Annotated in this window: 13 protein-coding genes; 6 read left to right on the forward strand and 7 right to left on the reverse strand. The window is 71.7% G+C overall.

From position 1 onward, the window contains the following. Nucleotides 1-47: 47 nt before the first annotated feature. From ACWDRB_RS52265 to ACWDRB_RS52275, 3 genes are read left to right on the forward strand one after another with little or no spacing between them, the layout of a single operon-like run. The gene (locus ACWDRB_RS52265) at nucleotides 48-1,016 is read left to right on the forward strand and encodes an aliphatic sulfonate ABC transporter substrate-binding protein (RefSeq protein ID WP_449907795.1); all 969 of its coding nucleotides are present in this window, start codon (nucleotides 48-50) and stop codon (nucleotides 1,014-1,016) included. Continuing rightward, complete coding sequence (locus ACWDRB_RS52270) at nucleotides 1,013-2,482, forward strand: sulfatase-like hydrolase/transferase (protein WP_449907796.1); 1,470 nt, start codon at nucleotides 1,013-1,015, stop codon at nucleotides 2,480-2,482. Before ACWDRB_RS52265 ends, ACWDRB_RS52270 begins: the two co-directional genes overlap by 4 nt. Beyond that, a complete protein-coding gene (locus ACWDRB_RS52275) occupies nucleotides 2,479-4,704 on the forward strand; it encodes a family 43 glycosylhydrolase (RefSeq protein ID WP_449907798.1) in 2,226 nt (741 codons plus the stop codon). The genes ACWDRB_RS52270 and ACWDRB_RS52275 overlap by 4 nt, the downstream gene beginning before the upstream one ends. Nucleotides 4,705-4,740: 36 nt before the next feature. On the opposite strand, the gene ACWDRB_RS52280 is transcribed toward ACWDRB_RS52275, so the two are convergent. From ACWDRB_RS52280 to ACWDRB_RS52295, 4 genes are read right to left on the reverse strand one after another with little or no spacing between them, the layout of a single operon-like run. Beyond that, entirely contained in the window at nucleotides 4,741-5,547 is an 807-nt protein-coding gene (locus tag ACWDRB_RS52280) for an ABC transporter permease (protein ID WP_449907800.1), read from the reverse strand. Continuing rightward, a complete protein-coding gene (locus ACWDRB_RS52285; RefSeq protein WP_449907802.1) occupies nucleotides 5,544-6,401 on the reverse strand; it encodes an ABC transporter permease in 858 nt (285 codons plus the stop codon). Before ACWDRB_RS52285 ends, ACWDRB_RS52280 begins: the two co-directional genes overlap by 4 nt. Then, entirely contained in the window at nucleotides 6,398-7,600 is a 1,203-nt protein-coding gene (locus tag ACWDRB_RS52290; RefSeq protein WP_449907804.1) for an ABC transporter substrate-binding protein, read from the reverse strand. Before ACWDRB_RS52290 ends, ACWDRB_RS52285 begins: the two co-directional genes overlap by 4 nt. 9 nt (nucleotides 7,601-7,609) lie before the next feature. Further along, nucleotides 7,610-8,644 (reverse strand): ABC transporter ATP-binding protein, encoded by a 1,035-nt coding sequence (locus ACWDRB_RS52295; protein ID WP_449907806.1) that lies wholly within the window; start codon nucleotides 8,642-8,644, stop codon nucleotides 7,610-7,612. Between the two features lie 162 nt (nucleotides 8,645-8,806). Between ACWDRB_RS52295 and ACWDRB_RS52300 the strand changes: the two genes are divergently transcribed. Next, entirely contained in the window at nucleotides 8,807-10,792 is a 1,986-nt protein-coding gene (locus tag ACWDRB_RS52300) for a glycosyl hydrolase family 28-related protein (protein ID WP_449907808.1), read from the forward strand. A gap of 39 nt (nucleotides 10,793-10,831) precedes the next feature. On the opposite strand, the gene ACWDRB_RS52305 is transcribed toward ACWDRB_RS52300, so the two are convergent. The 3 genes from ACWDRB_RS52305 to ACWDRB_RS52315 all read right to left on the reverse strand — a co-directional run bounded on the left by ACWDRB_RS52305 (nucleotide 10,832) and on the right by ACWDRB_RS52315 (nucleotide 13,653). Continuing rightward, nucleotides 10,832-11,707 carry a fumarylacetoacetate hydrolase family protein gene (locus tag ACWDRB_RS52305; protein ID WP_449907810.1) on the reverse strand — a complete coding sequence of 292 codons (876 nt, stop codon included), beginning with the start codon at nucleotides 11,705-11,707 and terminating at the stop codon, nucleotides 10,832-10,834. 72 nt (nucleotides 11,708-11,779) lie between these two features. After that, on the reverse strand, nucleotides 11,780-13,237 hold the full coding sequence (locus ACWDRB_RS52310; protein ID WP_449907811.1) for a multicopper oxidase family protein: 1,458 nt from the start codon (nucleotides 13,235-13,237) through the stop codon (nucleotides 11,780-11,782). Continuing rightward, nucleotides 13,234-13,653 carry a hypothetical protein gene (locus ACWDRB_RS52315; protein WP_449907813.1) on the reverse strand — a complete coding sequence of 140 codons (420 nt, stop codon included), beginning with the start codon at nucleotides 13,651-13,653 and terminating at the stop codon, nucleotides 13,234-13,236. Before ACWDRB_RS52315 ends, ACWDRB_RS52310 begins: the two co-directional genes overlap by 4 nt. A gap of 197 nt (nucleotides 13,654-13,850) precedes the next feature. On the opposite strand from ACWDRB_RS52315, the gene ACWDRB_RS52320 reads away from it, so the two are divergent. Together ACWDRB_RS52320 and ACWDRB_RS52325 are read left to right on the forward strand one after the other, a co-directional pair. Beyond that, entirely contained in the window at nucleotides 13,851-14,972 is a 1,122-nt protein-coding gene (locus ACWDRB_RS52320) for a sensor histidine kinase (RefSeq protein ID WP_355201351.1), read from the forward strand. A gap of 65 nt (nucleotides 14,973-15,037) precedes the next feature. Continuing rightward, nucleotides 15,038-15,703: a response regulator transcription factor gene (locus ACWDRB_RS52325; RefSeq protein ID WP_355201456.1), complete on the forward strand. Its 666-nt coding sequence runs from the start codon at nucleotides 15,038-15,040 to the stop codon at nucleotides 15,701-15,703. The last annotated feature ends 167 nt before the right edge of the window (nucleotides 15,704-15,870 follow it).

Below are 15,870 nucleotides of genomic sequence, written 5' to 3' on the forward strand. Positions count from 1 at the left end.
CCCTGCTCCCTCCCCCCTCCCCCCTTTCCCGAAAGGAGCCACCCGCCATGCGTTCTCTTCGCCGCGCCCTGACGGCCGCCACGGCGGCGACCGTGCTGGCACTCTCCGTGACCGCCTGCTCCGGCGACGGCAGCACGGTCCGCTTCGGCTACATCAGCGACTACAACGGCGCCAGCCTGCTCGCGATCGCGAACAAGCAGGGCCTGTGGCAGAAGCAGGGCCTCACCCCCGAGATCAAGGTCTTCACCAACGGGCCGCTGCAGATCCAGGCGCTCGGCGCGGGCGACCTCGACTTCGGCTACATCGGCCCGGGCGCCATGTGGCTGCCCGCCACCGGCAAGGCCAAGGTCGTCGCGATCAACACGCTCGCGTACGCCGACCGCGTCATCGGCCGCCCCGGCATCTCGACCATGCAGGACCTCAAGGGCAAGAAAGTCGGCGTGCCCGAGGGCACGTCCGGCGACATGGTGCTCAACCTGGCGCTGAAGAAGGCCGGGATGACCGCCCAGGACATCCAGAAGGTGCCGATGGACCCGGCCACCGTCGTGTCGGCGTTCTCGGCGGGGCAGATCGACGGCGCCGGCATCTGGTATCCGCTGATCGACACGATCAAGCAGAAGGTGCCGGGCATGGTGGAGGTGGCCAGCACCAGGGAGTTCCCGGACAACTCGTTCCCGACCGCGTTCGTCGGCGGCCCCAAGGTGGACCAGGAGCTCACCGGCAAGGTCATCAAGGTGCTGCAGGAGGCCAACGACTGGCGGGCCGCCCACCCCGACGAGGCGATCACCGAGGCCGCCGCGCTGCTCAAGCTCGACCCGGCCAAGGTCAAGGCCGACGCGGCGAACGTCCAGACGATGACGACGGCCGACCTGGTCGCCAAGACCAAGGACGGCACGGTCGCCAAGTGGCTGAACAGCCTGGGCGACTTCTTCGTCGGCACCGGCCAGCTCAAGTCGCGGCCCGACCCGGCCACGTACTACACCGGCGACCTCTACGAGAAGGCGTTCACCAAGTGAACCTGCTGTTCCTGATGACCGACCAGCACCGCGTCGACACCCTGGGCTGCTACGGCAACCCGCACGTGGCCACGCCCAACCTGGACAGGCTGGCCGCGACCGGCACCCGGTTCGACCGGTTCTACACGCCGACGGCCATCTGCACGCCGGCGCGGGCCAGCCTGCTCACCGGGCAGGCGCCGTTCCGGCACCGGCTGCTGGCGAACTACGAGCGCAACGTCGGCTACCTGGAGGACCTGCGGGAGGACGCCTTCACCTTCCCCGGCGCGCTGAAGGAGCGCGGCTACCAGCTGGGGCTGATCGGCAAGTGGCACGGGGGCACCACGCGCAACGCCGCCTCCTACGGCTTCGACGGGCCCGACCTGCCCGGCTGGCACAACCCGGTCGATCACCCCGACTACCTGGCGTACCTGGAGGAGCGAGGGCTGCCGCCGTACCGGATCTCGGACCTGATCCGGGGCACCACGCCCAACGGCAACCAGGGCAACCTGCTGGCCGCCCGGCTGCACCAGCCGGAGGAGGCCACGTTCGAGCACTACCTGGCGACCCGGACCATCGAGCACCTGGACAGGTACGCGGCCGACGGCCGGCCGTTCTTCCTGGCCGCGCACTTCTTCGGGCCGCACCTGCCCTACCTGCTGCCGGACGAGTACTTCGACATGTACGACCCGGCGCTGGTCGAGCTGCCGCCGTCGATCGCGGAGACGTTCGAGGGCAAGCCGCCGGTGCAGCGCAACTACAGCGAGCACTGGACGTTCGACACGATCCCGATCGAGGTCACGCGGAAGCTGATCGCGGTCTACTGGGGCTACGTGACGCTGATCGACCGGCAGCTCGGGCGGATCCTCGACCGCCTCGACGAGCTGGGTCTGTCGGACCAGACCTCGGTCTTCTTCACCGCCGACCACGGCGAGTTCACCGGCGCGCACCGGCTGCACGACAAGGGCCCGGCCATGTACGAGGACATCTACCGCATCCCCGGCATCGTCCGGATCCCCGGCGCGGAACCGCAGGTCAGGACCGAGTTCGTGACGCTCACCGACTGCACCGCGACGATCCTGGAGCTGGCGGGCTGCGACACGGAGCCCGCGGTGGACAGCCGCAGCCTGGTGCCGCTGGTCCGGGGCGAGCGTCCGGAGTGGCCGGGCGAGCTGCTCGCCGAGTTCCACGGCCACCACTTCCCCTACCCCCAGCGGATGCTCCGCGACGACCGCTACAAGCTGGTCGTCAACCCGGAGTCGGTCAACGAGCTGTACGACCTGCACGCCGACCCGTACGAGCTCGGCAACCGCTACACCCACCCCGAGCTGGCCCCGGTCCGCCGCCGCCTGATGCGCAGGATGTACGACCTGCTGCGGGAGCGCGGCGACAACTTCTACCACTGGATGACCCCGATGTACGACATCGGCCATTCCGACTACGACCCCACGCTGAGCGCTTTCGAGAAAGAGGGCACCACGGGATGAAGATCCTCTTAGGCGTCGCCGCCCTGCTGTCCGGGCTGTTCACCAACCCGGTCTCGGCCGGCGTGGTCGACTCCCTCCCCGACCCGACGGTGATCCACGCCAGGGACGGGCTCTGGTACGCCTACGGCACCCAGAACCCCGTGTTCAGCAGCAAGGGCGAGGCCGGCGAGCGGATGCTGCCGATCCTGCGCTCCAAGGACCTGGTGAGCTGGGAGTACGCCGGCGAGGTCTTCACCCCGCAGACCAAGCCCGCCTGGCACGCCGGCGCCCGGCTCTGGGCCCCCGACATCCGCTACGTCGACGGGCAGTACCACCTCTACTACTCGCTGGCCTCCGGCGACGTCGGCCTGGCCACCGCGCCGGGCCCGACCGGCCCGTGGACGGACCGGGGCGACGTGATCCCGGCCGCCGCCCAGGACGCGTGCCCGACGAACACCATCGACCAGGCGCAGTTCACGGACGTGGACGGCAGCCACTACCTGTACTGGGGCAGCTACGACACCATCTGCGTCGCGCGGATGAACGCCGACGCCACCCGCGTCGAGGGCCCGGTGATGCAGATCGCCAGGGGCCGCCGGATGGAGGGCGGGTACGTGGTCCGCCGCGGCGGCTTCTACTACCTGTTCTACTCCGACGCCGGCTGCTGCGACGGCTCCTACAGCGGCTACCAGGTCAAGGCGGGCCGCGCGACCAGCCCGCTCGGCCCGTTCACGGACGACGAGGGCGTGGACCTGATGGAGCTGACCTCCAAGGGCGCCATCGTCGTCGGCGCGAACGGCAACCGCTGGGCCGGGCCGGGCCACAGCGGCTTCGTCACGGACCTGTCCGGCCAGGACTGGCTGGTCTACCACGCCATCTCGACGGCCGACCCGGACTTCCCGCCGATCACCAACGGGCCGTCGGGGCTGACCAAGCGCCCGCTGCTGATCGACCGGCTGGACTGGATCGACGGCTGGCCCGTGGTCCGCGCGGGGGCCGGGCCGTCGGAGGGCGCCCAGCCCGCGCCGGTCACCTCGTACGACGCCGGGGGCACCTTCGGCGACGGCTCGCTGAACGGCTGGCAGACCGGGCCCGGCTGGCAGGCGAGGACCGGCCAGGACGCCCACGGGTACGCGGGCCACACCGGCGCCCTGTCCTACCTGGTCTCGGCGAAGAAGACGACCGCCGCCGACGTGCGGGCGCAGGCGGACCTGCGGGTGTCCTCCGGCGCGGCCGGGCTCACGCTCGCCCACGTCAACCGGAACAACCACGTGGCGGCCTGGCTCGACCGGGACCGCAACGCCCTGGTCACCGACGTGGTGATCGGCGGCACGAGTCGCGGCGCGCAGGTGACGGCGCTGCCCGCCGGATTCGACCTCGGCACCTGGCACACCGTGGTCGCCGAGTTGCGCGGCACCCGGCTCACCGTCCAGGTGAGCGGTGACAAGCTCGGCGATCCGGTCGCGGAGCAGACGCGCTCCCTGCCGCGGGCCGCCGCCCGCCCCGGCTCGGCCGGCGTGGTGGCGCGCGGCGCGGCCGACGCCGACAACGTCGGGGCCGCCAGGCTGTACACGCCCGTCACCCAACGGGTGCCCGAGCCGTCGCCCGGGGAGCTGCTGCCGGAGTTCGGCGACGAGTTCGACGGCACGGCGATCGACGCGAAGTGGCAGTGGGTACGCGGCCCGGCGCCCGGGGTCGCCGTCTCCGGCGGCGCGCTGTCCTGGCCCACCCAGAACGCCGAGCTGCACCGGGGCACCAACACGGCGTCGGTGCTGCTGCGGGAGGCGCCGCAGGGCGACTACACGGTCGAGGCGAAGCTGGACTTCGCGCCGACGCAGGGCAACCAGCAGGCCGGGCTCGTGCTGTACGAGAACGACGACCGGTACTTCAAGATGGCCCACTCGGTGCTGCCGCTGGCCCGCGGCAACGGGGCGATGCTGCAGGTCAGCGAGTTCTCCAAGGAGGGCGAGCGGCCGACGACCACGCCGCCGACCGCCGTGTTCAACGGGCCCATGTTCGGGGGGCCGGCGGCCGGGACGATGTGGTTGCGGATGTCGTACCACTTCGACGCGGCCAACGGCGAGAACGAGGTGCGCGCGGCGACCAGCCGGGACGGCCGGCGCTGGGTGCGCAACGGTGTGTGGACCCTCCCGGCGAAGGGGCCGCTCAGGATCGGCCTGATCTCGATGAACCGGTCGGGCGCCCTCGCCGAGTTCGACTACGTCCGCACGTACCGCGACTGACACACGCCATCCCGTGGGCGCCCCCCTGAAGGCGGGTCAGTGGGCACCCACGTCGGTGGACAGTCGCTGGGCGAGGTAGACCGGCGCCACCGAGGCGACGATCAGCGCGGCGGCCACCACGTTCACCACCGGCGCCTGGTTCGGCCTGAAGAGGTTCTCGAAGATCCAGATCGGCAGCGTCCGGACCCCCGCCCCCGCCGTGAACGTGGTGACGATGATCTCGTCGAACGACAGCGCGAACGCCAGCAGCCCGCCCGCCAACAGCGCCGAGCGCATCATCGGGAACGTCACCAACCGGAAGGTGGTGAACGGGTCCGCCCCCAGATCCGCCGACGCCTCCTCCAGTGAGCCGCCCATCCGCCGCAGCCGCGCCAGCACGTTGTTGTAGACCGTCACCACGCAGAACGTGGCGTGCCCCACCACCACCGTGAACAGCCCCAGGCCGATCCCGAACGGCTCCAGCACGGTGCGGAAGGCGTTGTTCAGCGCGATCCCGGTCACGATGCCCGGCAGGGCGATGGGCAGGATGATCACGAGGGAGACCGTGTCGCGGCCGAAGAAGCGGTAGCGCTGCACGGCGAAGGCCGCCATCGTCCCCAGCACCAGCGCGACGGCCGTCGCCCCCAGCCCCGCCTGCACGGACGTCCACAGCGCGTCGCGCACCCCCGACGAGTTCCAGGCCGCGCCCCACCAGCGGGTCGTCAGCCCCGGGGGCGGCCAGCCGAAGGTGCGGTCGGCGTTGACGGAGTTGAGCAGCACGACGAGCAGCGGCACGTAGATCACACCGAGCCCCGCGAAGAGCGCGAGGCGGAACAGCAGCCGGGCCGTGCGCGAAAGGTTCACAGGTTCTCCAAGGCCCCGGTACGGCGCACCGCCGCCAGGTACGCCAGCATGATCACGACGGGCACGGTCGCCACCGCGGCCGCGAACGGCAGGTTGTTGGCCGCCCCGATGTTGTCGTAGACGACGTTCCCGATGAGCTGGCTGCGCCCGCCGACGATCTTGACGGCGATGTAGTCGCCGAGCGACAGCGAGAAGGTGAAGATCGACCCCGCGACCACGGCGGGGAACGCCAGCGGCCACACCACCGTGCGGAACACCCGCCACGACCGCGCCCCGAGATCCCCGGCCGCCTCCAGCAGCGAGTCCGGCAGCCGCTCGAGCCCCGCGTAGATCGGCAGGATCATGTACGGCAGCCACAGGTACGCCAGCGTCAGGATCGTCGCCGTCACCCCGAACCCCCACCCCAGCAGCCCGCCCGACGACAGCATGACCCGCCACGCGTACGCCTTGACCAGGTACGACGCCCACAGCGGCGTCAGCACCGCGATCACCAGCCAGCGTCGCGCCCGCGGCGAGGCCAGCTTGGCCATGGCGAACGCCATCGGGAAGGCCACCACCAGATCGATCGCGGTCACCGCGAGCGCCACGCCGACCGAGCGCAGCGCGACCGTCCTGTAGACCTCGGTGGTGACGAGGTCCCGGAAGTTCGCCCAGGTGAACGTCCTGACCAGGTTCCCGGTGAAGGTGTCGGTGGTGTAGAACGCGGTGACGAACAGCGCCGCCAGCGCACCCAGGTACGCCAGCCCGAGCCACGCCAGCGGCGCCGACAGCAGCAGCGACAGCCGCACCCCGGCCCGGCGGTGCAGGAAGCCCGCGAGCCACCGCCGCGCCGGGCCCCGGGCGGCCGCTCTCACCCCTTGATCTCCGTCCAGGCCCGCGTCCACTCGGCGTAGTCCTTGCACTTCACGTCGGTGCGCCCGTCGAGGCACTGCGCGATCGGCGTCGTCCAGTAGTGGACCTTGGAGAAGTACGCCTCGTCGGTGGCGTGGAACGTGTCGCAGTGCTTGGGGTCGGCGGTCTCCCGGCACGCCTTCGCGTTCGACGGCGCCTCCCCGAAGTACTCCGCCACCTGGGCGTTCGCCTTCGGCGAGATGATGTGGTCGAGCCACTTGTACGCACAGTTGGGGTGCGCGGCCTTGGCGGCCACCATCCACGTGTCCGACCAGCCGGTCGCGCCCTCCTTCGGCAGCGTGGCCTGTACCGGCGCCTTCTCGCCCTGCGCCACGTTGACGATCACCTGCCAGGTGGTGCCGACCACCGAGTCGCCGCTCTTGAACGCCTGGATCTCCTTGGTGTAGTCGGACCAGTACTCGCCGACGATCTGCTTCTGCTGCTTGAGCAGGTCGACCGCGGCCTGGAACTGCCGGTCGTCCAGCGCGTACGGGTTCTTGACGCCGAGCTCCGGCCTGGTCGCCATCAGGTAGACGGCCGCGTCCGCGATGGAGATGGGCGAGTCGTAGGCCGTCACCTTGCCCTTGTACGGCGAGGCCGGGTCGAACACCACGCTCCACGAGTCGGGCGCGGGCTTCACGGTGTCGGTGCGCCACATCAGCAGGTTGGCGCCGCGGCCGTGCGGGACGCCGTACGGGACGCCGCCGACCGAGTTCCACGGCTTCTCCTTCAGGCCGTCGAACACGTCCGCGTAGTTCGGGATCAGGCCGGTGTTGACGGGCGCGACCGTGCCGGCCGCGATCAGCCGCAGCGAGGCGTCGCCGGAGGCCGAGACCGCGTCGTACTGGCCGGTCTTCATGAGGTTGACCATCTCGTCCGAGGTGCCCGCGACCTTGGTGTTCACCTGGCATCCGGTGGCCTGCTCGAACGGGGTGACCCAGTCGACCTTGGGGTCGTTGCCGCCGTCCTCGACGTACCCGGCCCAGGCCACGAGGTTGACCTGGCCCTCGCCCGCGCCGAGGCTCCCCAGCGCGTCGATCTTGGGCGGCACGAAGCCGCTCTGGCCCGGCGCCGGCGCGCCGCCGGTCGTGGCGGGGCCGCCACCGCAGGCGGTGACGAGCGCGAGTGCCGCCGCGGTGATAGCTAATCCGCTCGGTCGCATGTCCTCTCCTTACCTGGACGTGATCGCGAACTCGTGCCGCCGCTGCCACACGAGCCGGACGCGGGCACCTCGCAGGCCCGTCACGTCCATGGACGAGACCTGGAGGTTCTGCTGGAGCGCGATCAGCCTGCCGCCGGCATCGAGGTCCACGACGAACCTGGTGGCGGCGCCGGCGTACACGATCTCCGCGATCGTGCCCGCCGCCGACTGCTCCCCCGGACCGGCGTCCGGGGCGCCGTCGAGGGCGACGCGCAGCTTCTCGGGGCGGATGCTGTAGGTGCCCGCGCGGCCGAGCACCTTCTCGGCCGCGGCGCCGGAGATGAGGTTGGAGGTGCCCACGAACCCGGCCACGAACTCGGTGGCGGGCCGCTCGTAGACCTCGGCCGGCGTGCCGACCTGCTCGATCCTGCCCCGGTCGAACACGGCCACCCGGTCGCTCATCGTCAACGCCTCCTCCTGGTCGTGCGTGACGAACAGGAAGGTGATGCCGACCTCGCGCTGCAGCTCCTTCAGCTCGACCTGCATCTCCTCGCGCAGCTTGAGGTCGAGCGCGCCGAGCGGCTCGTCCAGCAGCAGCACGCGCGGGCGGTTGACCAGCGCGCGGGCGAGCGCGACGCGCTGCCGCTGGCCGCCGGAGAGCTGGGCCGGGCGCCGGTCCTCGAAGCCCTCCAGGCGCACGGAGCGCAGCGCGTCCCGTGCCCGCTCGCGCCGCTCGGCCCGCGGCACCCTCTTCACGCGCAGCCCGTACTCGACGTTGGCCAGCACGTTCATGTGGGGGAAGAGCGCGTAGTCCTGGAAGACGGTGTTGACGTCCCGCTCGAACGGGGCCAGGCGGGTCACGTCCCTGCCGTCCAGCTCGACGCGGCCCGCCGTCGGCGCCTCGAATCCGGCGATCATCCGCAGCACGGTGGTCTTGCCCGAGCCGGACGGCCCGAGCATGGCGAAGAACTCTCCGTCGCGTACGTCCAGGTCGATGCCGTCGACGGCCGTGACGGGTCCGAACTCCTTGCGCAGCCCGCGCAGCCCGACGGCCGTCTCGCTCATATTCATGAACATAAATGCGCATCCCTGACAAAGCCATGGTCCGCAACAGAACGCAAGTCGACGCAAGAAATCAGCAGATTCGCGAAACTACTTCACAACATCTTGTGTATCGGTGTGCGGACGCCTACTGTCGCCTCACCCCCCGAGAGAAACGAGCACCGGATGCCACGCACGGTCCTGGCTGTCTTATGCGCGGCCGCGACGGCCCTCTCCGTCTCCCCGGCCCGCGCCTCTTCCGGCCCCGCCCCCGTCGTGACGCGGGCGGCCCTCGATCCGGCGCTCGTCGCGGGGCGGGGCGCCGCCGTGGACTTCCTGGAGCAGGAGGCGGAGAACGCCGTCACGAACGGCACGGTCATCGGCCCCGACCGCGGCGCGTACACGCTGCCCGCGGAGGCGTCGGGCCGGAAGGCGGTGCGGCTGGCGCCGGGGCAGCACGTGGAGTTCACGCTGCCGCGCGCGGCCGACGCGATCACCGTCCGCTACAGCATCCCCGACGCGCCCGGCGGGGGCGGCATCACCGCGCCGCTCGACGTCACGGTCAACGGCAGGGGCCGCCGGACCATGACGCTGACGTCCCGGTACGCGTGGCTGTACAACCAGTACCCGTTCTCCAACGACCCCGGCGCCGGCCTGCTGCACCCCGACTGGTGGATCACCGAGTGCTCGTGCGTGCCGAGCGCCACGACGCCGCCGCCCGTGATCGCGAAGCCGTTCCGCCCGAACCACTTCTACGACGAGCAGCGCCTGCTGCTCGGCCGCACGTACCGCGCGGGCGACCGGGTACGCCTCACGGCCCCCGCGGGGAGCGCCGCCGCCTGGACGGTCATCGACCTGCTGGACTCCCAGCTCGTGGGACCGCCGCGGGTCAGGCTCGCGGCGGCCGATGTGCTGGCGTTCGGGGCCGACCCGTCCGGACGGCGCGAGTCGTCGGACGCGTTCGACCGGGCCATCACCTTCGCCAAGCGCAAGCGACTGGAGGTGTACGTCCCGCCGGGCACGTACCAGGTGAACCGGCACATCATCGTGGACGACGTGACCATCACGGGCGCGGGGAACTGGTACACGATCATCAAGGGCCATGAGGTCCCGCTCGGGAGCCCGGCGCCGGACGGCTCGGTGCACACGGGCGTCGGCTTCTACGGCAAGCCCGGCGGCAGCACGAACGTGCACCTGTCGGGGTTCGCCATCGAGGGGGACGTGCGGGAGCGCGTCGACACCGACCAGGTGAACGCGATCGGCGGCGCGATGAGCGATTCCACCATCGACGGCCTGCACATCCGGCACACCAAGGTCGGCATGTGGTTCGACGGGCCGATGACGAACGTGCGGATCACGAACAACGTGATCGTCGACCAGATCGCCGACGCCGTGAACTTCCACACCGGCGTCACCGGCTCCGTCGTGTCGAACAACTTCATCCGCAACAGCGGCGACGACGCGCTGGCCATGTGGTCGGAGAAGAGCGCAGACAGCGGCAACACGTTCGACCACAACACCGTCCAGACGCCCGTGCTCGCCAACGGCATCGCCGTCTACGGCGGCAGGGACAACACGATCTCGAACAACCTCGTGGCCGACCCGGTCAGGGAGGGCAGCGCCATCCAGGTCGGCTCCCGGTTCGGCGCCGAGCCGTTCACCGGGCGGCTGCTGATCACCGGCAACACCACGGTCAGGTCCGGGACGTACGAGCTGAACTGGAACATCGGGCTCGGGGCCATCTGGTTCTACGCGCTGGAGAGGGACATCTCCGCGGACGTCCAGGTGGTCGGCAACCACTTCCTGGACAACACGTACAACGCGATCATGCTGGTGAGCGAGTGGTCGGTGAAGGACCTGTACTCGATCACGAACGTGCACTTCAAGGACATCCGGGTCGACGGGACCGGGACGTCGGTGGTGAGCGCGCGGGTGAAGGGGTCGGCGACGTTCGAGAACGTGGACGCGCGGAACGTCGGCGCGGTCGGGGTGAACAACTGCGGCTCGTTCGGCTTCCCGCCCACGGGCTCGGAGTTCGCCCTGACCGATCTCGGCGGGAACGACGGTGGCGGCGCGGCGGGGCCCTGGCTGGCGCCGTGGCTCCTGCCGAACACCATCACCTGCGACGACCGTCCGCCGGTCGTGGCGCCCCCGCCTCCGTCCCCCTGGTGACCGGGCCGGCGCGCTCGCCGCGCCGGCCCCGCCGGGGGCTCACACCGGGCGGCGCATGGCCTCCAGGCCCCTGACCACGGTGGTCGTCAGGATGCCGATCTCGGCGATGCCGATCGTCACCGTGTCGCCGTCCTGCAGCGTGAACGGCAGGTCGGGCACCAGGCTGGTGCCGGTGGCCAGCACGGCGCCGTCGGGGAAGGAGTCGGCGCGGAACAGGTAGCCCGCCAGCTCGTCGAGGCGCCGGTGCAGGCCCGACGTGGACGCCTTGCCGTCCCACACCGTCTCGCCGCCCCTGGCGATCGTGAGCGTGATGTCCAGCGCGTACGGGTCGGAGACCTCCCACACGGGCCTGATCGCCGGGCCGACCGCGCACGCGCCCAGGTAGATCTTGGCCTGCGGCAGGTACAGCGGGTTGACGCCCTCGATGGTGCGTGAGCTCACGTCGTCGACGACCGTGTAGCCGGCGATCTCCCCCGCCGTGTTCAGCACCAGGCCGAGCTCCGGCTCCGGCACGTCGATCTCGGAGTCCGACCGCACCGCGATGCGCCCGCCGTCACCCGAGACCTTCCAGGCCACCGACTTGAAGAACAGCTCCGGGCGCTCGGCGTCGTAGACCAGCTCGTACACGTCGGCGGCGCGCTCGCTCTCCAGCACCCGCGCCTCGCGCGAGCGCCGGTACGTCACGCCGGCCGCCCAGACCTCCATCAGCCCGTCCACCGGCGCGAGCCGCCGCACGGACGCGGACGGGTGACCCTGCCCGTCGGCCCCCGCCAGCCGCTCGCGCAGCCCCTCGACCGGGAGCCGCAGCAGCTCGGCCATGGTCGTGACGCCGGCCAGCTCCACCACCTGCTCGCCGTCGTCGACGCCGACCGCGGGAGCGTCGGTCAAAGGGCTGACGAACCGTACGATGTGCATGCCTGCTCCTCATTCTCATCAGACGAGTCTGATGAGAGTCTTCCCTACCCGGCCGAGCAGGCTTCTGGTGGGTCAGATCACCTCGAAGTCGGCCATCATCGCCATGTCCTCGTGCTCCAGGTTGTGGCAGTGGAGCATGTACCGGCCGCGGTGGCCGTCGAAGCGGGCGAGCACGTCCACCACCTCGTACGGGCGCACGTCCACGGTGTCCTTCCACCCCGCGTCCGAGGCTGCGGGAGCCCGGCCGTTCCTGGCCAGCACCAGGAAGTGGGCCAGGTGGACGTGCACGGGGTGGTGGAAGTCGCTGGACAGGCGCCAGACCTCGGCGGTGCCCAGCCGGGGGCGGGCCAGCGGGACGCCGGGCCGGTAGGGCCGGCCGTTGATCGTCCATACCCCCTCCGCCGATCTGCGGAAGTCGAACCCGCGGGTGGTCACGGGCGCCACGCGACCGGGCGGGCGGGACAGCACGGCCGGTACGGCGGTGTCGTCGGCGGCCCGGCGGGCGACGACGAACCGCATGACGTTCCGGGCGGGGCCGTCGGCGAGGGTGTTGAGGAGGGTGACCGCGGCGCCGACGGGGTAGGCGGAGAAGTCGACCACCACGTCGTACCGCTCGCCCGGCGAGATCGGGAGCTCGTCGTGCGCGACGGGCGCGGCCAGCAGGCCGGAGTCGCTCCCGATCTGCGTGAACCGGCCGCCCGGCGCGAGCCGGAGCCGGTAGCGGCGGGCGTTCGAGGCGTTCAGCAGCCGCAGCCGGTAGCGGGTGGCCGTCACCTCGGCCACCGGCCAGGGCGCCCCGTTGACGAGGATCACGTCCCCCTCGACGCCTTCCATATAGTCGCCGTCGACCGCGGCCATGTGGCCGCCCATGTGACCGGTGTGACCGCTCTCGGGCGGGCTCGGGTACCGGAAGGAGCCGTCCTCGTCGAACGCCCGGTCGCAGATCATCAACGGCAGCTCCCGCTCCCCCCTCGGCAGCGGCAGCGCGTCCTCCTCCTCGTCGCGCACCAGCGCCATCCCGGCCAGCCCCCGCCACACCTGCGGCCCGGTGAAGTCCATCCGGTGGTCGTGGTACCAGAGCGTGGCGGCCCGCTGCTCCAGCGGGTAGTCGTAGTCCTTCGTCCCGCCTCCGGGCGCCACGAGGTCGGTCGGGTAGCCGTCGGAGCCGGGCGGGGTGACGCCGCCGTGCAGGTGGGTGGAGGTGGGCACGCTCAGCTCGTTGCGCAGGGCGACCGTGACGCGGCTGCCGCGCCGCAGGTCGAACGTGGGGCCTGGGAAGGTCCCGCCGTAGCCCAGGACCTCGGTGGTGGTGCCGGGGATGATCTCGATCCTGGCGGCCCGCTGCGTCACCTCGTAGCGGCCGGGGCGTACCGGGCGGGCGACCTCGGGGATCGGGAGCGGCACGGTGAACGGCCGGGGCAGGGTCAGCCGGCTGCGCAGCAGCTCTCCCGAGATCTCGGCGCACCCGGCGGCGGCCAGCGCGGCCCCGCCCAGCACCCCGAGGAACCCCCGCCTGGTCAGGGCGCTCATGCGGCGCTCGGGCGGTCCGCGCCGGCGCCGCGGCGGTAGGCCCGCCAGGTCCAGACGGTGAAGACGGCGGACAGCCCGAAGATCGCCATGCCGATCGGGAAGTGCAGCCCCAGCACCCGCCACTGCCCCAGCGCCACCTGCGCCGTCTCCAGCGCCACGAGCCCCAGACTGGCCGGCGCCGGCCAACCCGGCCCCCGTCCCGGCCGCCACAGCAGGACGGCGGCCACCAGCTGCAGGTAGAGCAGGCCGTGCGTGAACCCGGCGTTGTTCTGGTGCCAGGCCAGCAGGTCGACGTCGCCGGTGACGAAGAGCCCGGCCAGCGCGGCCTGCCCGAGCACTCCGGCCAGGTGCCCGGTGGCGAGCACCCGCAGCGACCAGACGATCCAGCCGGGCGGAGGGGAGGGTGATGCGGTCATGCACGGAATGCTCCAGGCAGGCCCCCTGGAGCCGCGTCCCACGCAGGAGGGCTTCCGGGCATACGCCCCGTGGAGTACGCCACCCGTCCGGGGCCGCGAACGTACGACCGTGGGATGACACCGGGCCTGCACCAGGGCCGCGAACATACAACCGTGGGGCGACGACCGGACCCGGCCCGGTCGCCTACCTTGTGAGCATGGACAGCCGGAGAACGGACGCCCTCGTCGCGGCGGCCGCCCTGGCGGCGATCACGGGAGGGACGTACGCGAACCTCTCGTGGACCGGCCCGCTGGAGCGCCCCCTCGACCCGATGGGCCTGACGCTGATCGTGGTCGCGTCGCTGACGCTGGCCTTCCGGCGCGCGGCGCCGCTGGCTGCGGGCGTGGTCGCGGCGGCCGCCGGGGTCGTCTACTACGCGCTGCACTACCCGGGCGTGTTCACCTCGGCGCCCGCGCTGGCCTCGATCTACACGCTGGCCTCGCTCGGCCGCCGCAAGGCGGCGATCTGGCTGTCGCTGGCGCTGGCCGCGGGGATGTACGGGCTCATGGCGATCGGCGCGGACGATCCGCCCCCGGGCAGCTGGATGGGGCTGCTGAGCGGGTGGCTGGTGGCCATGGTGGTGATCGGCCGGCTGACCGGGCAGGGCCGCGCGTACCTGCGGGCGGTGGAGCAGCGCGCCGAGGAGGCCGAGCGCACCCGCGAGGAGGCGGCGCTGCGCAGAGCCGGCGAGGAGCGGCTGTGGATCGCGCAAGAGCTGCACGACTCGCTCACCCACAGCATCTCCGTGGTCAACGTGCAGGTGGCGGTGGCCATGCAGTTGCTGGAGCGCGACCCGGCGCGGGCCAGGGAGTCGCTGGTCGCGATCAAGGAGTCGGGGCACGAGGCGATGCGCGAGCTGCGGGCCACGCTGGGCGTGCTGCGCCAGAGCGAGCCGGAGGAGGCAGGGCTGTCCAGGCTGCCGCGCCTGGTCTCCAGGGCCGAGGGTGCGGGGCTGCGGGTGGCGCACACCGTGGCCGGGACGCCGTACGCGCTGCCGCCCGAGGTGGACCGGGCCGCGTACCGCATCGCGCAGGAGGCGCTGACCAACGTGCTGCGCCACGCGGGCGCCGCGACGGTCACGGTCGCGGTCGAATACGATCCGTCGAGAATCGTGCTGCGGGTGGAGAACGACGGCGAGGCGGGCACCGCCGGGCCGGGGATGGGGTTGATCGGGATGCGCGAGCGCGCGGTCGCCATCGGCGGCTCGCTCACCGCGGGGCCCCACGAGAACGGCGGCTTCGCGGTCCGCGCCGAGCTGCCCGTCCGGGTCCCGGCATGACGGCGTCCGACGGGGGCGGCGGTGACGGTCCCGACGTGACAGCGGCCGGCGGCGCGGGTCCTGCGGTGATCAGGGTTCTGCTGGCGGACGACCAGCCGCTGATCCGCGCGGGGTTCCGGGCGCTGCTGGAGCTCACCGACGACATCACCGTGGTCGGCGAGGCGGCCAACGGCGTGGAGGCCGTGGAGCTGGCCAGACGCCTGCTCCCGGACGTGGCCCTGCTCGACGTGCGCATGCCGCTGCTCGACGGCATCCAGACCACCCGCAGGATAGGCGCCACCCCCGACCTCGACGGCGTCCGCGTGGTGATCCTCACGAACTACGCGCTCGACGAATACGTCTTCGCCGCGCTCCGGGCCGGGGCCAGCGGCTTCCTGCTCAAGGACATCGAGCCCGGCGACCTGCTCCAGTCGGTGCGGGTGGCCGCCCGCGGCGACGCGCTCCTGTCGCCCTCGGTGACCCGCCGCCTCATCGAGGAGTACGTCAGCACCCCTCCCCGCCCCACTCCCGCGCCCGGCCTCGAACGCCTGACCGACCGCGAACGCGAGATCGTGGCCCTGGTGGCCCGGGGCATGTCCAACGAGGAGATCGCCGAGCACCTGGTGATCAGCGGCGCCACCGCCAAGACCCACGTGAGCAGGTCGATGACCAAGCTCGGCGTGCGCGACAGGGCGCAGTTGGTCGTCGTCGCGTACGAGTCCGGCCTGGTGGTCCCGGGAACGAGCGCCTAGATCGTCAGCAGGAACTCGTAGGCGTTCAAGAGCCAGACCAGCAGCCACAGGGCCACGGCGGGAAGCCGGGCCATCCCCCGTCCGATTCCGTCATTCAGCACGCAGTTTCACAACGCCCTTCTCTCGACGGCGATGACAATTCCGGTGTGCCTCCCAGACCATGCCCG

It is taken from the genome of Nonomuraea sp. NPDC003707 (assembly GCF_053587055.1).